16 protein-coding genes and 1 other annotated feature are annotated in these 18,894 nt (G+C 53.1%); of the genes, 1 reads left to right on the top strand and 15 read right to left on the bottom strand.

Features of this window, described 5'->3' with window-relative positions:
• Nucleotides 1–177 precede the first annotated feature (177 nt).
• From HMPREF3201_RS11160 to HMPREF3201_RS11085, 15 genes are all read right to left on the bottom strand, one after another.
• Entirely contained in the window at nt 178–423 is a 246-nt protein-coding gene (locus tag HMPREF3201_RS11160; RefSeq protein WP_062413136.1) for a hypothetical protein, read from the bottom strand.
• A gap of 170 nt (nt 424–593) precedes the next feature.
• Nucleotides 594–782 carry a hypothetical protein gene (locus tag HMPREF3201_RS11830; RefSeq protein WP_154254676.1) on the bottom strand — a complete coding sequence of 63 codons (189 nt, stop codon included), beginning with the start codon at nt 780–782 and terminating at the stop codon, nt 594–596.
• Between the two features lie 654 nt (nt 783–1,436).
• Complete coding sequence (locus HMPREF3201_RS11145) at nt 1,437–1,667, bottom strand: tautomerase family protein (RefSeq protein WP_062413133.1); 231 nt, start codon at nt 1,665–1,667, stop codon at nt 1,437–1,439.
• A 20-nt stretch (nt 1,668–1,687) separates the two neighbouring features.
• The gene (locus HMPREF3201_RS11140) at nt 1,688–2,557 is read right to left on the bottom strand and encodes an aldo/keto reductase (RefSeq protein ID WP_062413132.1); all 870 of its coding nucleotides are present in this window, start codon (nt 2,555–2,557) and stop codon (nt 1,688–1,690) included.
• Nucleotides 2,558–2,659: 102 nt separating this feature from the next.
• A complete protein-coding gene (locus tag HMPREF3201_RS11135; RefSeq protein WP_062413131.1) occupies nt 2,660–3,259 on the bottom strand; it encodes a TetR/AcrR family transcriptional regulator in 600 nt (199 codons plus the stop codon).
• Between the two features lie 252 nt (nt 3,260–3,511).
• Entirely contained in the window at nt 3,512–4,375 is an 864-nt protein-coding gene (locus tag HMPREF3201_RS11130; protein ID WP_062413130.1) for a DsbA family protein, read from the bottom strand.
• A 235-nt stretch (nt 4,376–4,610) separates the two neighbouring features.
• Nucleotides 4,611–5,834, bottom strand: coding sequence for a class I SAM-dependent rRNA methyltransferase (locus HMPREF3201_RS11125; RefSeq protein ID WP_062413129.1), 1,224 nt, complete (start codon nt 5,832–5,834; stop codon nt 4,611–4,613).
• 12 nt (nt 5,835–5,846) lie between these two features.
• On the bottom strand, nt 5,847–7,244 hold the full coding sequence (gene hslU / locus HMPREF3201_RS11120) for an ATP-dependent protease ATPase subunit HslU (protein WP_062413128.1): 1,398 nt from the start codon (nt 7,242–7,244) through the stop codon (nt 5,847–5,849).
• Nucleotides 7,245–7,259: 15 nt separating this feature from the next.
• Nucleotides 7,260–7,799 (bottom strand): ATP-dependent protease subunit HslV, encoded by a 540-nt coding sequence (gene hslV, locus HMPREF3201_RS11115; protein ID WP_081651730.1) that lies wholly within the window; start codon nt 7,797–7,799, stop codon nt 7,260–7,262.
• A gap of 4 nt (nt 7,800–7,803) precedes the next feature.
• Nucleotides 7,804–9,126: a methylenetetrahydrofolate--tRNA-(uracil(54)-C(5))-methyltransferase (FADH(2)-oxidizing) TrmFO gene (gene trmFO / locus HMPREF3201_RS11110; RefSeq protein WP_062413127.1), complete on the bottom strand. Its 1,323-nt coding sequence runs from the start codon at nt 9,124–9,126 to the stop codon at nt 7,804–7,806.
• Nucleotides 9,116–11,383 carry a type I DNA topoisomerase gene (gene topA / locus HMPREF3201_RS11105; protein ID WP_062413126.1) on the bottom strand — a complete coding sequence of 756 codons (2,268 nt, stop codon included), beginning with the start codon at nt 11,381–11,383 and terminating at the stop codon, nt 9,116–9,118. The genes trmFO and topA overlap by 11 nt, the downstream gene beginning before the upstream one ends.
• A gap of 283 nt (nt 11,384–11,666) precedes the next feature.
• Nucleotides 11,667–12,752 carry a 3-isopropylmalate dehydrogenase gene (gene leuB, locus HMPREF3201_RS11100; protein WP_062413125.1) on the bottom strand — a complete coding sequence of 362 codons (1,086 nt, stop codon included), beginning with the start codon at nt 12,750–12,752 and terminating at the stop codon, nt 11,667–11,669.
• Complete coding sequence (locus HMPREF3201_RS11095; RefSeq protein ID WP_062413124.1) at nt 12,745–13,242, bottom strand: 3-isopropylmalate dehydratase small subunit; 498 nt, start codon at nt 13,240–13,242, stop codon at nt 12,745–12,747. Before HMPREF3201_RS11095 ends, leuB begins: the two co-directional genes overlap by 8 nt.
• A 1-nt stretch (nt 13,243) precedes the next feature.
• Nucleotides 13,244–14,503 carry a 3-isopropylmalate dehydratase large subunit gene (gene leuC, locus HMPREF3201_RS11090; RefSeq protein ID WP_062413123.1) on the bottom strand — a complete coding sequence of 420 codons (1,260 nt, stop codon included), beginning with the start codon at nt 14,501–14,503 and terminating at the stop codon, nt 13,244–13,246.
• Nucleotides 14,504–14,599: 96 nt separating this feature from the next.
• Nucleotides 14,600–16,342: a 2-isopropylmalate synthase gene (locus tag HMPREF3201_RS11085; RefSeq protein ID WP_062413122.1), complete on the bottom strand. Its 1,743-nt coding sequence runs from the start codon at nt 16,340–16,342 to the stop codon at nt 14,600–14,602.
• Nucleotides 16,343–16,418: 76 nt separating this feature from the next.
• Nucleotides 16,419–16,664 (bottom strand) — a binding site (T-box leader).
• A gap of 246 nt (nt 16,665–16,910) precedes the next feature.
• Between HMPREF3201_RS11085 and HMPREF3201_RS11075 the strand changes: the two genes are divergently transcribed.
• Entirely contained in the window at nt 16,911–18,482 is a 1,572-nt protein-coding gene (locus HMPREF3201_RS11075) for a degradosome RNA helicase CshA (protein ID WP_062413120.1), read from the top strand.
• Nucleotides 18,483–18,894 lie beyond the last annotated feature (412 nt).

Here is an 18,894-nt window from a genome sequence, read left to right as displayed (position 1 = left end):
TTGCCAGCTCAACAGGGTAAACCCCATACTAGAAGAATCCCTATAAAGTGCTAGCCGGTCCACGACTCCCCCTTTCGGAGTTGTTTCCAGATGTACCGCTTCATAGGGATTCCTTTCTATTATACCGAATATCGAAGTTGACGGAATTCGCCTTGCTTCTTATATACTATATTATGCTTAATGCGTTTTAGGCCCCATAGCTTTGCGAATCATGTCGTCAAAAATCATAAAAACCTTTCTTCCCCTTACCGTTTTTAAACACCCCTCCTTCTCCAAGACCAAGACAGGCAGCCCCGTCGGCATCGCTCTTTCCAGCGAGTTTTTAAAGAGTGGCGTGTATACCGTATAGCCCTTCCACGTCCCCCTTTTTTCAGCTCTATCAAATCCGATGTCTCGTACATATTCATTGACACGATTCAACACGGTATCAGCTCCTCCTATTACACAAGTCTAAAAAACACGCGCCTGATTCGTTATAAGCCCGCTATCGATGGGACAAAAAGCAAAAATGTCCTCGACCTCCTGAAAAAAGTACCCGATCACCAGCCTATCTCCTCCGGCTTTAGAAAGGCTTCCAGATGGTAACAAGGCTTTCATTTTTTCTCCATATACCATTCACAGGGTCCGCCTTCATCCACCACTTTCGGCTTTATAGACGTACCCGGATACATCATGCAAGTACTCAATAAAGGCTTCCCTTCTGCGAATACACAGGTCGGACAGTATTTATAGTTCGGCGGCGTGCAGCCACACATAAAGGGACCCGTTACATTTCCTGCCATAGACAGCCCTCCTTCCTGGAAATAAAATGACCTGAACTCCACTCTTTTTAACATCAACAAGATAATGGGCCTTCTCTGAACAGACTCCTAATGCGAAAGCAATCCATCTGACAGTAGGAAATACCTTCATTCATCGTAACTTCCTTCTATTTTCTGATACCATTCGCAGGGTTTGCCCTTATACACGTGATTCGGCTTAAGCAACGCTCCTCCCGGATACATCATGCAGGTCCCCAATAAGGGTTTTCCTTCTGCAAATACACAGGTAGGACAATACTTGTATTTCGGCGGTGTACCGCCACACATAAAGGGACCCGTTACATTTCCCGGCATCGCCATCATCTCCCTATTTTTCGCGCATAAAATCAAGTAGAAACACATCGATGCGGTCCACGCGCTTCCTGCCCCGCCCAGACTCTGCCTACATTCCCCGGCTCATGATAGGCAAAGGGTACCCTTCGTCATGGACGGATTGTCGAAATTTGACCAACATCGTTTCATTTGTCAGAAAATACAGTGTTTTTGAACTACCTTCATTATACTACACGGATCCGAATTCATATCGATTCCTGAAAAAATATTAATATACGTTCTATAGAACATTAATAAACGCAAAAAAGCCGACACCCTTTCGAGGTATCGGCTCTCTTCGTGCTATTTATACTGTTTCTTTCCGTCGAGGATCATCATCTTATCCAATTTCGGGAGGATTTCCGGTTCCCTGACTTTTTTATTAAAGTCTTCGGGCGGGAATTCTTCAACGGAGATGGTGATGGCTTCTTCCGGGCAACCCCAGGTCTTTAACAGGACGTCTCGGATCTGTTCGACGGCTCGTTTTTTCGTTTCTTCATCTTTCGGATAGGCCTTGATGGCAATATAGGGCATGGTGTCCCCTCCTTATGATATTAGTCGTCGGCGTGGACGTCAAAGGCACCGAGGAGCATTTCGGCAACGCCAGGAGCGTCCGGATCGTGACGACCTTTACCCGTATCGAGGGCACGCATAGCGGCCATTTCTTCGTCGGCTAAGGAGAAGTCGAAGATGTCCATGTTGCTCTTCATGCGGGCCGGTTTGGTCGTCTTCGGGAAGATGATGGCGCCGTCTTGGTATTCAAAGCGCAGGATGACCTGGCCGGCATCTTTACCGTGAGCTTCAGCGATCTTGGTAATGGTCGGTTCGCTGAAGAGCTGCGGGTTGCCCTGGCCAAGAGGTGCCCAGGCTTCGAGATAGACGTTATCTTTAGCCATGATGGCTCTGATTTCTTTCTGTTGGAAGTAGGGGTGAAATTCGATCTGGTTGACCGACGGAAGGGTGTCGAACTGGGGCACGAAGGAATTCCAAATCTTCGGCGTCATGTTGCTGACCCCGATGGAGCGGATCTTGCCAGCTTTTTTCGCTTCTTCCATGGCCTTCCAAGCACCGGGTACATCGCCGTAGGGCTGGTGGATGAGGTATAAGTCCATGTAGTCCAGGCCGAGTTTGCGAAGAGACGCGTCGATGCCTTTCTTAGCGGCTTCATAGCCGTAGTCCTGGAGCCAGAGCTTACTGGTCACGAAGATCTCTTCCCGGGGAATGCCGCTTTCGCGAACGGCCTTGCCGACTTCGGCTTCGTTAAAATAAGCCGCTGCCGTATCGATGTGGTACAAGCCCAACTTAAGGGCTTCCTTTACGGCCTGGTAAGTACTGCCATCGGCAGGAATCTGGAAAGTCCCGAAGCCAAAGGCCGGAATTTTTACGCCATCATTTAAGGTTACGTTTTCAATCTTAGTTGTCATCTCGATTCATCCTTTCTCATACTATATTCACTGTAAATCGGAAAGCAGCAGGCTCAAAGAATTTTTGAAGCCGGCGAAACGTTTCCGTATAGATAACAAAAGTTACGCCAAGTACGGCGTCATCAGGCCCGGCAGGAAGATACGGCAAAACTCCTGGGTTCGCCATGCGAGGCTGTAGGCACCGCCGGACATATCCCAGCAAAGCATTTGGCCGTATAGGACATCGACCAAGGTGTGAGCCAGGACAGCGACCGGTGCGTCAGCCTTGACCTCGCCTCGTTCGATTCCATCCAGAATAAGACCGGTCACGGCATCGATATCGATGTAGACCTTGGGTTTATCCTCTTCGTCGTCAATCAAATCAGGATCCACCGTATTACGTACCCATTCCTGGCAGAGTTTCAAACCGCTCTTTTCGATGTAGTCTGAAAAGTTCGTCATAAAAAAGACTAACCGTTCCATGAAAGGGCCGTCAAAGGCCTTGGCCTGTTCTAAAATTTTTTGATACATCTCGCGGCTGAGGGCGTAGATGATGTCTTCTTTGCGTTTAAAATGGGTATAAAAAGTGCCGCAGGCAACACCGCAGGAATTCGTGATATCAGCTATCGACGTGTTGGCCATGCCTTTTTCACAGACGATTTTTTTAGCCGCATCGAGCAGCTTTCGCCGTGTTTCCAAGGCGGCCAGCTTCCGCTTATTCATAGTCTCACCTCAAAACTTTCCGGGTTGGACTTATTATATCATATTAACTGAATAAAAATCAATGAATATTATTCAGTGAAGTTAATTCACTAAGGTCTGCCCTTTCTTCCTCCGCGGCCATTCCAAAGAGCACTTTCCCAACGAAAAAATCTCTGCCAACCCGTTTTTAACGACGAGCTGACAGAGGTTTTCGGCTGTAAAGCCGGTCAACTCGGCTCATTCTCCACTCATTTTCTAATATATAGGCACCAATTACACCGAAGCTAGTGTGATCATATAATCGCCGCCGAGCTGTTCCTTCGCCACCTTGCCGTCGGCAAGATACGGTGCCAGCCACGAGTCCAGGGCTTCCTTCGTTTCAAAATCAAAGGCGCAGCGAATTTCTTCGGCAGCCAGTCGATGATACTGCTTCAACAGGCGGCTCAGGTATTCAAACGAGACGTCGGGCTTTGCCGGTTCAATCGCACCATCGCTCAGCTTGCGGATGCGAGCCACATAGTCATCAAAGGTATAGTAGCCGCCAAAGGTTTCTTCCTTGCCGTTAACCGTCAGGGTGACCGTCGGGAAGACCTGGACCTTAGCGGCAATGGCTTCATCGACGTCGCTCTTGAAAGCCTTTTCAGCCTCACCGCTCTTGAGGGCTTCGCGATAGGCATCCATAGGAAGGCCAAATTCCTCCGCCAGTTTATCCAAGACCTCGTAGTCGCCGGTAACGGCACCTTCGGTCAAGGTCGCTTCGCGGATGCGTCTCAAGAAGGAGTCGGCCATGTCCGGAGCGGCGATCTGGGCCGCTTTATAGGCAATGTTTTGAGGGAAGGACGAATTGAAGCGTTCCGAAAACAGATGATACTTGTCGACGGCGACGGGCATATGATGAACGGCTGTCGATTCCGCCAGATGTTCGCGAAGCTGGGCGTTAATCGTATCGGCATCTCCGCCGCCGATGCCATTTTCTTCATCATCAAAGTCGCTCAAATCGCGGACCATGCCGCCCATGACGTAGCGAATGGAAAACCGATTGGGATAATGGGTTTCCATAGCCCGGAAAATGGGTTCTGTGCCCCAGCACCATACGCAAACAGGGTCGCTGTAATTGGTAATCACAATATGTTTCATAGCTTACTCCTTTCGTCTGGTCATTCCATCACACAGTTCAAGGAAGATGGAGCCCCTGGGCCGCCATCCGATGGGAATAATAAAAATCGTATACATCCCCTTCTTAGGCCGATTATATATCGAGGCCGGCATAATTTCAACCACCCTCCATATCAATTAATCATTACGTTATGTTTTTCGAATAAAAAAAGAGACGCCGCCATCTCAAGAGATACTGAAATAGCGGCGTTGTCGATTATACGACTTGGAATAAGTAGAATTTTAAATAATTGGTTTCCGGGACATTCCAAAGAATCGGATGGTCCGGTGACTGCTGGCGGCCTTCGATTTGACGCAGGTGGACGCCGGCGTCTTTGGCAGCATCGTGGAGCATCTGACGGAAGAGGTCGTCGCGCATGAAGTGGGAGCACGAGCAGGTGGCCAAATAGCCGCCGCGGGGCAGGAGCTTCATGGCTTTCAAGTTGATTTCCTTATAGCCTCGGATGGCGTTGTGGACGGTATGACCGGACTTGGTAAAGGCCGGCGGGTCGAGGATGATGAAATCGTAGTCGCGATTCTTTTGCTCGGCCATTTCGGTCAGGAGGTCAAAGACGTTGGCCTGTTTAGCCGTAACGATATCCGCTAAGCCGTTGCGCTGGATATTGGTCGTCGTCATGTCGACGGCTTCTTGAGACACGTCGACGGCGGTGACACTGGCCGCACCGCCCTTGGCGGCATTGAGGGCAAAGGCCCCGGTATGGGTAAAGCAGTCGAGGACGTGCTTTCCGGCGGCAATCTTGGCGACGGCCAGGCGGTTGTATTTCTGATCCAGGAAGAAGCCCGTCTTCTGGCCGTTTTCGACGTCGATATCATAGCGGATGCCATTTTCTTCGATAGTCGTGATGACACTGCCCGGTTCCGGAAGGAAGTCGGCTTCATACCAGCCTTTATACTGTTCCATGCCGTCCAGTTCGCGGACTTTGACGTCGTTTCGTTCATAGATGCCGCGGATGGTGACACCCATGGCCTTCAATTCATCGACCAGAGCCTTGAAGATGACGGGTTTCACCTGGTCCATGCCGTAGCATAAGGTCTGGGCGACGAGGACGTCGGAATAGCGATCGACGGTCAGGCCCGGCATTTCATCGGCATCGCCGAAGATCAGGCGGCAGCAGGAAAAGTCCGTCTCGCCCATGACCGTCCGGCGGTAATCGAGGGCGTACTTCACCCGGCGCTGCCAGAAGGCGTCGTCGAAGCGGTCGTTGGCGTTGCGCGATACGATGCGCACGCGGATCTTAGAAATGTCGTTGGCAAAGCCTGTGCCGAGGTAGCGGTCTTTATCGCTGTAGACATCGACGATGTCGCCGGTCTGATAGGTCCCATCGACGCGGATGACTTCTTCGCCATAGACCCAGGGATGGCCTGTCTTAGCAGCCCGTTCCCCTTTTTTCGTCAGGTATAATTTTGCGTAAGGTCTCATCAGTACGTCCTTTTATAAAATATAGTGGCTGAGGTCGACGTTCTGGACGACGTCATGGAGTTTACCGGCGACGAAGTCCTTGTCGATGACGATATTCTTTTCATCGACGTCAGGCGCTTCATAGGCGACGTCTTCGAGGATCTTTTCCAAGATCGTGTGCAGCCGGCGGGCGCCGATGTTTTCCGTTTCCCGGTTGACCCGGTAAGCGTATTCAGCAATGGCATTGATGCCGTCGTCGGTAAAGTCCAGAGTCAGGCCTTCCGTTTCGAGAAGGGCCGTATACTGTTTGACCAAGGACTGGCTCGGTTCGGTCAGGATGCGGCGGAAGTCTTCAACGGTCAGCGACTGGAGTTCGACGCGGATCGGGAAGCGGCCCTGGAGTTCGGGAATGAGGTCGCTCGGCTTCGATACGTGGAAGGCGCCGGCGGCGATGAACAGGATGTGGTCGGTCTTGACCGGTCCGTATTTGGTATTGACCGTAGCCCCTTCGACGATGGGCAGGATGTCGCGCTGGACCCCTTCGCGGGAGACGTCGGGACCGTTGGTGCGGCCTTTTTCGGCGATCTTATCGAATTCGTCGATGAAGACGATGCCCGATTCTTCCGTGGCTGCGACGGCCTTATCGACGATGGTATCCATGTCCAGGCATTTTTCCAGTTCTTCTTCTTTGAAGATTTCCCGGGCCTTGGCGACGGTCATTTTCTTCTTCTTTTTCTTCTTAGGCATGATGCTGCCCAGCATTTCCTGGAAGTTATTGGTCAGCTCTTCCGTCGAATTGCCGGTCAGGATGCCCTGGAAGCCCGGGCCTTGTTCGGCCACTTCGACTTCGATTTCGCGGTCGTCCATCTTATGGGCGCAAATGTCTTCGAGCATCTTTTGACGGCGGTCGGAATTGCCTTCTTCGAGCTGTTTCGGTTCTTCCTTGGTTTCGTCGTCATCGCTGCCAAAGAAGACGTCCATCGGATTCTTTACCTTTTCGACAACCGATTTTTTCGGCCAGAAGACCTGCAGGATCCGTTTGTTGGCTTCGGCTTCGGCCTTTTCTTCATAGCGCTGGCTTTCCTGTTCCTGGACCATGCGGATGGCGTTGGCGACGAGGTCGCGGATCATCTGTTCGACGTCGCGGCCGACGTAGCCGACTTCGGTGTATTTCGTCGCTTCGACCTTGATGAAGGGTGCGCCGACGAGTTTGGCCAGGCGGCGGGCGATTTCTGTTTTACCGACACCGGTCGGGCCGATGAGGAGGATGTTCTTGGGGATGATTTCATCCTGCATTTCTTCGCTCAGGCGTTTGCGGCGCCAGCGGTTGCGCAGGGCAATGGCGACGGATTTCTTGGCGTCCCCCTGGCCTACGATATATTTATTCAATTCCGCCACGATTTGTTTTGGCGTCCATGATGATTGTTCCATAAAGGTACCTCTTTCTTAAATTTCTTCGACAATGACGTTGTGGTTGGTATAGACGCAGATGTCTGCCGCGATGTGCAGGGATTTTTCAGCGATTTCACGAGCCGAAAGGTCCGTGTTCTGCATGAGGGCCCGGGCCGAAGACAAGGCGTAGTTGCCGCCGGAACCGATGGCTAAGACGCCGTCGTCCGGTTCGATGACTTCGCCGTTACCGGAAATGAGCAGGATGCGCTGGCTGTCGGCAACGAGGAGCAGGGCTTCCAGTTTGTGGAGGACCTTGTCAGACCGCCATTCTTTCGCCAGTTCGACGGCACTGCGAACGAGATTGCCGTTGTGTTCGTTCAATTTTTCTTCAAAGTGATCAAAGAGCGTGAAAGCGTCGGCAACGGAGCCGGCAAAACCACTGATGATCTTGCCGTGATAGAGGCGGCGGACTTTTTGAGCCGTCCCCTTCATGATGACGGCATTGCCCATGGTGACCTGGCCGTCGCCAGCGATAGCCGTTTTGCCATCGCGCTGAACGGCGCAGATCGTCGTGGCATGAAACTCTGTAGACATTCCATTAGACATGAGTCATGTCCCCTTTCATTTGTTCAATTTCATCGAGTGCCCGCTGTGCTAAGAGGGCGTTTTTTTCTTTTTTCTTCATGCGTTTCTTGATGCCGAGAGGCTCCATGATACCGAAGTTGATGTTCATCGGCTGGAAATGCTTATTGGGGCCGCTGGAGATATACTGGCTGAGACCGCCGATGGCCGTCCGCTTGGAAAAGGTCAAAGGCTCTTTCTCAGCAAGGAGGCGTGCGGCGTTGACGCCGGCCAAGAGGCCCATGGCCGCCGATTCCAGATAGCCTTCGACACCGGTGAGCTGTCCTGCAAACAACAGGTTCGGCTGTTTGCGCAGCTGGAGCGTCGGCATGAGGAGTTCCGGCGAATTGATATAGGAGTTGCGGTGCATGACGCCGTAGCGCACAAATTCCGCGTTTTCAAGACCGGGAATCATGGAGAATACCCGCTTCTGTTCCGGGAATTTGAGGTGGGTCTGGAAGCCGACGATGTTGTACAGCGTCGCGCTGCCATTATCCTGACGAAGCTGGACGACGGCATAAGGCAGTTCCCCCGTATCGGGAAGTTCGAGGCCGACGGGCTTCATGGGGCCGAAACGCATGGTGTCGATGCCGCGGCCGGCCATGACTTCAATGGGCATGCAGCCTTCAAAGACGCTGTCGTCCTTTTCAAAGTCGTGGAGTTCGGCACATTCGGCCGTCGTCAGGGCCTGCCAGAAGGCTTCATATTCTTCCTGGGTAAAGGGGCAGTTCAAGTAATCGGCGCCGCCCTTGCCGTAGCGGGCCGCCCGATAGACCTTGTTCATATCGAGGGATTCGACGGCGACGATGGGCGCAGCCGCATCGTGGAAATGGAAATAGCCTTCGCCGGTCAGGTTGGCAATGGTATCGGCCAAGGCGTCGCTGGTCAAAGGACCGCTGGCGACGATGCAGATCTGGTCCGTCGGAAGCTCAGTCACTTCTTCATGGCGAATGGTGACCAAAGGATGGGCGGCCAGCTTTTCCGTCACGTACTGACTGAAAGGCAGGCGGTCGACGGCCAAAGCCCCGCCGGCAGGAACGCGGTTGGTATCGGCCGATTCCATGATCAGCGAGCCCAGACGGCGCATTTCTTCCTTCAAGAGGCCGACGGCGTTTTCAATATTCGCTGCCCGCAGGGAGTTGCTGCAGACCAGTTCGGCAAAATATTCCGTATGATGGGCCGGCGACGATTTGACCGGCCGCATTTCGACCAGTTCGACGGGAATGCCGCGGCTGACGAGCTGCCAGGCGGCTTCCGATCCGGCCAGGCCGGCGCCGATGATTAAGACACTATTCTTCATGAACTACCTCACCTTTTTTATGGTTTTCACAGTCCCCGTTACTGCAAAAGAGCTTGTCGGGGCCTTTTTTATAATGTTTGACAATCATGATGCTGCCGCACAAGTCACATTTCTTGTCGACAGGCTGGTTCCAAAGGACGAAGTCGCAGTCCGGATACTGGCTGCAGCCATAAAAGACGCGGCCCCGTTTCGACTTGCGCTTGATGAGCGTCCCCTTGCCGCACTTCGGGCAGGTAATGCCCAAATCTTCGACGATGGCCTTGGTATTGCGGCATTCCGGGAAGTTGGAGCAGGCTAGGAATTTGCCGAAGCGGCCGAATTTATAGACCATGGGCGACCCGCAGACTTCACAGATCTGTCCCGATTCCTGACCGGAAATGGTGACCTTTTCCATCTTGTCTTCGGCTTCGTCCATTTCCGGCTTAAAGATATCATAAAATTCCTGCAGGACGTGGGGATACGTATCGTCGCCCTGTTCGATGGCGTCGAGGGATTCTTCCATGTGCGCCGTGAAGCTGACGTTGATGATGCGGGCAAAGTATTTCTTGAGGAGGTCGACGATGATGACGCCGAGCTCCGTCGGGATGAACTGCTTGTCCTTCTTTTCGACGTAGTTGCGGTTTTGGATCGTATCCATGATAGGCGCGTAAGTACTCGGCCGGCCGATGCCCTTTTCTTCGAGGGTCTTGATCAGGCTGGCTTCAGTATAGCGTGCCGGCGGCTGAGTAAAGTGCTGCTGGGGCGTCACGGCCGTATTATGGACGATGGTGTTAGCCGCAATGTGGGGCAGTTCAGCCAGCATCTTGTCCTTTTTGGCATCTTCATAGAGCTCGGTAAAGCCTTTGAAGAGGACCTTGTAGCCGGCAGCCCGCAGTTCGTACTTGCCGCTTTCGATGACGATGGCCATGTGTTCCGTTTCGACCGATTCCATCTGGCTGGCCAAAAAGCGGTTCCAAATCAAAGTATAGAGGCGCAGCTGATCCCGGGACAGGAAGTCAGAAACCTTGTACGGCGTCAATTCCAGCGACGTCGGACGAATGGCTTCGTGGGCGTCCTGACTCGACTGCTTGGTCTTATAGACCCGCGGCTTTTCGGGAACGTATTCCGCCCCGTAATTGGCCGTAATGAAGTCCCGCGCGGCCTGGACCATGTCGTCATTGATGCGGACCGAGTCGGTACGCATGTAAGTGATGAGGCCGACGTGGCCCTGGTCGCCCATATCGAGGCCTTCATAGAGCTGCTGGGCCAGCATCATCGTCTTCTTGGCGCCGAAGTTGAATTTGCCGACGCATTCCTGCTGCATCGTCGACGTTGTAAACGGCGGCTGGGGCTGACGTTTACGCTTGCGTTTTTCGACCTTTACGATCTTGTCGGGTTCCTGGGTCTCACCGCGGCTTTCCCAACTGAGGTCATGGGCGATGACCTTGGCCCCTTCTTCATTTTCGATTTCGGCCTTTTTGCCGTCGATCTTGGTCAGTTCCGTCGGCAAGGTCAGGCCGTCTTCCGTCTGGTAGGTCCCGCCAATGGTCCAATATTCTTCCGGTACGAAGGCCTTGATGGCTTCTTCCCGTTCGCAGATCAAGCGGACGGCGACGGACTGGACGCGGCCGGCACTGAGGCCTTTACAGACCTTTTTCCATAACAAAGGACTTAATTTATAGCCGACGATGCGGTCTAAGATACGGCGAGCCTGCTGGGCGTCGACTTTTTTGATGTCAATCGGTTCCGGTTTTTTAATCGCTTCGACGATGGCTTTCTTCGTGATTTCGTGGAACATGATGCGGCATTTATCCTTGGGATCGATGTCCAGTAAATGCGCCAAATGCCAGGAAATCGCTTCGCCTTCGCGGTCCGGGTCAGTTGCCAGAAAGACTTTTTTCGAGCGGACGTATTCTTCCTGCAATTCATCGATGAGCTTGCGTTTGTCCCACATGTTGGTATAGGTCGGCACGAAGCCTTCTTCGATATTGACGCCGAACTGGTTGCGCGGCAAGTCGCGCAGGTGACCGCGGCTGGCCATGACCTTGTAGCCGCTGCCGAGGAACCGTTCAATCGTCTTGGCCTTGGCCGGCGATTCCACGATGACCAGATTTTTGGCGTTCTTCGGAAGCTTGTCGAGCTTCTTCAGGGGCTCTTTTTTAGGAAGGTTGACCGTACCGTGGATGACCGTCTTTTCACCGTCGGCCTTCTTTTTGCGGCCCTTCTTCTTTTTCGAGTCGTCAATAATAATCGTACGTTTAATGGGAAATTCTAACATCTATGTTTAATCCTGCCTCTCGCGATACACGAATTGTGAAAATCTATTTAAACTATTTCTCATAATACACTATTCGCCGCGACCTTTCAAGCGCCAGCCCCTTATATACTATATAATAAGGCGTAAGACCTTTGTAAAAAAACGCATATTTCCGGCTGTATCGAGCCATTTTTAAATCCCTTTTCGACAAACGACAAAAAGCAGCCTCCGTGACCTTACATCACAAAGACTGCCTTCCTTCTCAATTCTATGATATGATAGCCTGAGAGGTTTCGAAGCGGAACTATTTTTTCTTCTGGCTGCGGATATGGCGGATGACGGCATCGGTCATCGTTTTCGTATCGGCTTTTTTGAAGCCTTCTTTATAGAGGTCGGCCGTGCGCCAACCATCTTCAAGGGCAGCATCGACGGCTTTTTCGATGATAGATGCCCCTTCTTCTTCGCCAAAAGAGTAACGGAGCAGCATGGCTGCCGACAAGATGGTGGCACAGGGATTGGCAATGCCTTTACCTGCAATATCCGGCGCCGAGCCGTGGATCGGTTCATAGAGACTGGTCAGTTCGCCAATGGACGCCGACGGCATCATACCGATGGAACCGCCGAGGACCGCCGCTTCGTCACTCAAGATATCGCCGAAGAGGTTTCCCGTAACGATAACGTCGAACTGTTTCGGATTGAGGGCCAGCTGCATGGCGCAGTTGTCGACGTAAAAATGATTTAAAGAGACGTCGGGATAGTCTTTGGCCACATCGATCATGGTGCGGCGCCACAGGCGGGACGTGGCCAGGACGTTGGCCTTATCGACGGACGTCACCTTGCCCCGCCGTCCTTGTGCGGCCTTCATGGCAAAGGTGCCGATGCGCTGTACTTCGGGGACGCTGTAATTTTCAAGATCCCAGGCCCGTTCGACGCCGTTATGGATTTCCGACTCGCAGCGGTCGCCGAAATAGATGCCGCCGACGAGTTCGCGAACGATGAGGACATCGGTGCCGGTGACGATATCGGCCTTTAAGGGCGAATACTCGGCCAAGACCGGCGGCACCTTGACGGGACGCAGGTTGACGTAAAGGCCGAGGGCTTTTCGAAGGCCCAAGACGGCTTGTTCCGGCCGCAGGGTCGGTTCGACGTTATCCCATTTGTCCCCGCCGACGGCACCAAAGAGGATGGCATCGGCTTTTTTAGCCGCCTCGATGGTTTCCTTGGGAAGGGGCGAACCGCATTCGTCATAAGCCGTACCGCCGGCAATCCGCCGTTCGAAGGTAAGGCCAATCTTGCAGACGGCGTCGACTTCCTGCAGCACCTGGACGGCGCTGTCCGTAATTTCTTCCCCGATGCCGTCGCCGGGGATGACGACGATGTGTTTACTCATGAGCTTCTTCCCCCTTGATATAGTTGATTAAGCCGCCGGCAGCGGCAATATCCCGTACGAAGCCCGGCAGGGGCCGCGCCTGAAAAGTATCGCCTGTCGTCTTGTCGACGATGGTCCCCTTTTCCAAATCGACGTCGACGATGTCGCCGGCCTTGATGGCTTTTACAGCGTCGCCGATTTCAAGGACCGGCAGGCCGACGTTGATGGCATTGCGGTAAAAGATGCGGGCAAAGCTGGCGGCGATGATGACCGGAATGCCCGAGGCCTTGATGGCAATGGGTGCATGTTCCCGTGACGAGCCGCAGCCGAAATTGTGGCCGCCGACCATGATATCCCCCGGCTGCACTAGACCTGCAAAGGTTTCATCGATGTCGACCATGCAGTGCGAAGCCAGTTCCTTGGGATCAAAACTATTTAAATAACGCGCCGGAATAATGACGTCTGTATCAATGTTGTCGCCGTAGCGCCATACCTTTCCTTCTAAACTCATCTTATCGTACCTCCTTAGGAGCGGCAATCTTACCGAGAATGGCACTGGCAGCCGCAACCTGCGGCCCGGCCAGATAGACTTCACTGTCGACGTGGCCCATGCGGCCGCGGAAATTACGATTCGTCGTCGAAACACAGCGTTCCCCGGCGGCAAGGATGCCCATATAACCGCCGAGACAAGGCCCGCAGGTCGGCGTCGATACGGCGCAACCGGCGGTGATAAAGGTTTCGATGTAACCGGCTTTCATGGCCTCCATATAGACCGACTGACTGCCGGGAATGACGATGCAGCGGACGTCGGGATGAACCGTGCGGCCCCGTAAAATATCGGCGGCAATGCGCAGATCTTCGAGACGGCCGTTGGTGCAGGAGCCGATGACGACCTGGTCGATTTTGATGTCACCAAAGGTACCGACGACTTTTGTATTTTCCGGCAGATGGGGAAAGGCTACGACGGGCTTTAAGGACGACAAGTCGATATCGACGGTCCGGCAATAAAAGGCATCGTCATCGGCCGTAACAACGTCATAGCCGTCAGAAAAGCGCCCCTTTTCATAGGCCATGGTCTGTTCATCGACGGGGAAAATGCCGTTTTTAGCGCCCCCTTCGATGGCCATGTTGGCGATGGTAAAGCGGTCGGTCATATCGAGCGCGGCCACACCGGGACCAGTGAATTCTAACGATTTATACAGAGCCCCGTCGACACCGATCATGCCGATGAGGGTCAGCATGACGTCTTTCCCCGTAATGTCATCGGGTTTCTCGCCGGTCAAACGAACCTGAATGGCATCGGGAACCTTAAACCAAGCCTTCCCCGTGGCCATGGCCACGCCGAGGTCCGTCGAGCCGACACCCGTCGAAAAACCGCCGAGCGCCCCATAGGTGCAGGTGTGCGAATCGGCGCCGATGGTCAGCATCCCCGGTCCGACGATGCCCTGTTCCGGCAAGAGGACGTGTTCGATGCCGACGCGGCCGACTTCAAAGTAATGGACGATGCCGTTTTCCTTGGCAAAGTCGCGGACGATCTTGGCAAGTCCCGCCGATTTAATGTCCTTATTGGGTGTAAAATGGTCGGGGACCAAGGCGATCTTGGTCTTATCAAAGACGGGCCGTCCGATTTTCTTAAATTCAGCAATGGCCGGCGGCGCCGTAATATCATTGGCCAATACCATATCGACGTTACAAACGATTAAGCCACCGAGAGCTACGGACGCCACGCCGGCGTGCTTAGCTAAAATCTTTTGGGTCATGGTCATTCCCATAATCGATACCACTCCTTAAAAATACCGTTTTCCGAAAAGCGGGTCCGTTTCGAGAAAAGGATGAATTTTCAAAAAAGATGAATGCGTAAAAAACGATCAATGCTGGCTGGCAGCGGCTTTAAAGGCAGCTACTTCGTTGGGGCCCGATGCGAAATGGCGAAAGTGAACGCGCCGTTCCATACCTTCCATGCGATTGACGGCAGTCACGAAGGCCCGAATGGAAGCCGTCATCGTATCCGTATCGATGCCGGCGCCCCACGTCGTCCGCCCCTCCCTATCGGTCAGGCCAAAGTAGGCAATGCCCCGGGAATCGGCGTCGCCGTCGAGGTCGTGTTCGCTGTAGACGAGGTTTTCAAATTCGATGCCGTAGGCTTTACAGATGGCGTTGCTGACGGCATTCAATTGGCCGTTTCCTTCGCCTTCGAGGACGACTTCTTCCCCATTGGCCCGAATCAGGACCGTGCCGATCCAGCGATTTTCGGCTTTCTGAAGAGAAAAATCTTCGACCTTCAAGGGGCTTTCCCGATTGAGGTACTGCTTTTTAAAGACGTCGAAAATTTCCTGAGGCTTCAATTCCTGATGGGCGTGGTCGGAGACTTCTTTTACAAAATAACTGAAGTCTTCGCGCATCTTCTTGGGCATGGCAATGCCGTAATGCTGCTCCATGATGAAGCCGATGCCGCCCTTGCCAGACTGGCTGTTGATGCGGATGACATCGGCGTCGTAAGTCCGTCCGATATCGTGGGGATCGATGTAGAGGTAGGGGCAGTTCCAATACGGTTGGTGCTGTTCAGCCCGGAAGTGCATGCCCTTGGCGATGGCGTCCTGATGAGACCCCGAGAAGGCGGCAAAGACCAGCTTTCCGGCATAGGGCTGACGGGGATGGACTTCCATGCGGGTCACCCGTTCATACGTATCGACGAGGTCGGTCATGTGGGAAAAATCGAGGCCCGGATCGACGCCCAAGGCGTACATGTTCATGCCGATGGTCACGATATCGGCATTGCCCGTTCGTTCGCCATTGCCAAACAAAGTTCCTTCAACGCGGTCGGCGCCGGCCAGGATGGCCATTTCGGCATCGGCCACGCCCGTCCCCCGGTCGTTGTGGGGATGGACCGACAATACGACGTTGTCGCGGTACTTGAGGTGCTGCGAGATGTAAGCGATCTGCGAGGCAAAGACGTGAGGCATGGACATCTGCACCGTCGACGGCAGATTGATGATGGCCTTGCGGTCGGCCGTCGGCTGCCAAACGTCGAGGACGGCGTTGCAGACATCGAGGGCGTATTCCGGTTCCGTTCCAGTAAAGCTTTCCGGCGAATATTCGAAGCGGTAGTCGGCGCCGGCTTCTTCGGTCAGGCGTTTCAGCAAGACCGCCCCTTCGACGGCAATGGCCTTGATTTCATCCTTGGACTTATGGAAAACCTGTTGACGCTGGGCAAAGGACGTCGAATTATAGACGTGGACGATGGCATTTTTAACGCCTTTTAAAGCTTCGAAGGTCCGGCGGATGATGTGTTCTCGGGCCTGGGTCAGGACCTGGACGGTGACGTCGTCAGGGATCAAATCGTGATCGACCAAGTAGCGCAGGAATTCGAATTCCGTTTCCGATGCGGCCGGGAAGCCGACTTCGATTTCCTTAAAGCCCATGGCGACCAAGACCTTGTAAAATTCGATTTTTTCTTCCAAATTCATAGGGATGATAAGGGCCTGATTTCCGTCGCGCAAATCGACGCTACACCAGACCGGCGCCTTTTCCGGATATTCCCGTTGCGTCCAGGACATATCGACGACAGGCGGCATAAAATAACCTTTCTTGTAATGTTCTACGTGTTTCATGGTCATCACTCCTATGATTATGAAATAAATTAAAAACAACTCATTACACAATCAAAATAAAAAAATCTCTCATCTCCAAAGAGACGAAAGATTTCACTTACGCGTTACCACTCTAATTCCTATGCTGCATAGGCACTCTATAGGTACGGACCAACGTCGATACCCTCCTGTCTGTTAACGGCCAGGCCCCGGCTCCACCTACTCCCACGGTTTCAGCGAGCTGCTTAGAGAGGAGTTCCGTTCCATGCCGCTGCTGCCTCACACCTGCCGCCAGCTCTCTGTAAGCTTTCTGGAACATACTAGTTCTCTTCAACGCATTTTATTTTGAATTGTTTTGTTGATGGTTCGTATCTTACCACTATCATTCCCGTTTGGCAAGGCTTTTTTTCAAAATACTTTAAAGTTAAACGTCGAACCTATGTTAATAATTTCTAAACAGACTAGGTTTAACGTTTATCTTAAAAGGAGTAACTTAAAACGAACCTTCCCCGGCGCCGCCTCGTAAAACCCTATCTTTTTTCAAACATTAATGCTATAATAAATAAGTTACACAACAAGGAGGAAGTACATGTTAGAGAAATTCCAAAATTTAAATATCAGCGAAGTCATTATCCGTGCCCTGAACGAAATGGGGTTTGAAGAACCGACGCCGATCCAGTCCGAATCGATTCCCGTCGCCATGAGCGGCGTTGACATGATTGGCCAGGCCCAGACCGGTACCGGTAAGACCGCTGCTTATGGCATTCCTGTCCTGGAAAAAATATTGAAGGCCGAACCTTCCAAAGAAATTCAGACCGTCGTCTTATCCCCGACCCGTGAACTTGCTATGCAGGTCGCCGAAGAACTGAACCATTTGGCTCAATTCACCAACATTCAGGCCCTGCCGATCTACGGCGGTCAAGATATGGAACGCCAGCTGCGCCGCCTGCGCAAGAGCCCGCAGATCATCGTCGCCACCCCGGGCCGCCTCATCGACCACATGAAGCGCGGCACTATCGACTTGAGCCACATTGCGACCATCGTCCTCGACGAAGCCGATGAAATGCTGGACATGGGCTTTATCGATGACATCAACCTTATCATGGCCGCTACGCCCAACACGCGCCAGACTCTGCTCTTCTCGGCTACCATGCCGAAACCGATCCAACAGTTGGCCGAAACCTTCCTTCACGATCCGCTCATGATTCGCATGAAGACCAAAGAAGTCACGATGGACCTCATCGAACAGTCTTACATCGAAGTACCGGACCGTCAGAAATTCGACATCCTCTGCCGTCTCTTAGACCTCCAGGAACCGGATTTGGCCATCATCTTCGTCCGCACCAAACGCCGCGTCGACGAAGTCTCGGAAGCCCTCAAGAAGCGTGGCTACTCGTCGGAAGGTATCCACGGCGACCTCACTCAGGCTAAGCGCGACACGGTCATCCGCCAGTTCCGTGAAAAGACCATCGACATCTTAGTCGCCACCGACGTCGCAGCTCGCGGCCTCGACATCAGCGGTGTCACCCACGTCTTCAACTACGACCTGCCCCAGGACCCGGAAAGCTACGTCCACCGCGTCGGCCGTACCGGTCGTGCCGGCCAGAGCGGCGAAGCCACGACCTTCGTCATTCCCCGTGAAATGGAACACCTGCGGACCATCGAACGACTGATTAAACGCAGCATTGCCCGCCGCAAAGCACCGACCTTCTCCGAAGCCTTAGAAGGCGCACAGCAGGCCGCTATCCGCAACCTCGCCGCTGCTGCAGAAGAAGGTAACTTCGGAAGCTACAAAGAAAATGCCGAAGAACTCCTGGCTAACTACGACTCGGCGTCCCTCATCGCAGCCGCTATCAAGCTGCTCACCAAAGAACCGGACACGACGCCCGTCAAGATTACTGAAGAAGCCCCGCTCCGCGTCCATCGCAGCCGCCAAGGCAAAAATAACCGCGACCGCAACTATCGCCGTAACGACCGCAATCGGAAAGATCGCCGCAACGGTAAAGAAGATGGTCAAGAACGAGGCGAACGCCGTCGTCACTTCGCACCGAAAAACCGCGATTCCAACAACCACGGCACCTTCCGCAACAACCAACGCTCCGAAAAAAAACAACATAAAGAACCGAACCGTTCCGTATTCAAGCCTTACTTCAAGGACTAATACGACAATAGAAATGCCCTCCCTACCGATGTAGAGAGGGCATTTTTGCGCCTTGTTACAGTCCATTCACCTCGTGTGAGGGGCGACTACGAGCGCAACAGTAGTTAACTGTGTCGGCGTGGTTTCAATCCACGCACCCATGAAGGGTGCGACTGACATTCGAAAACGGTTTCATTGGGCCTTTTTCGTTTCAATCCACGCACCCATTGAGGGTGCGACAGTTATTCTTCGACCGAGGCGGATTGTAGGTTCCATTACAATCCACGCACCCGTGAAGGGTGCGACGTTGATTTCCACTTGATAATGCCGCGTAATTTCCCGTTTCAATCCACGTACCCGTGAAGGGTGCGACTTGACCATTTCCGGGGCTTTAATTTTTGAAGAGTTTCAATCCACGCACCCGTGAAGGGTG

Origin of the sequence: Megasphaera sp. MJR8396C (genome assembly GCF_001546855.1) — a bacterium.
In the GTDB taxonomy this organism is placed as follows: Bacteria; Bacillota; Negativicutes; order Veillonellales; family Megasphaeraceae; genus Megasphaera.
This window is presented reverse-complemented; position numbering and strand designations above follow the sequence as displayed.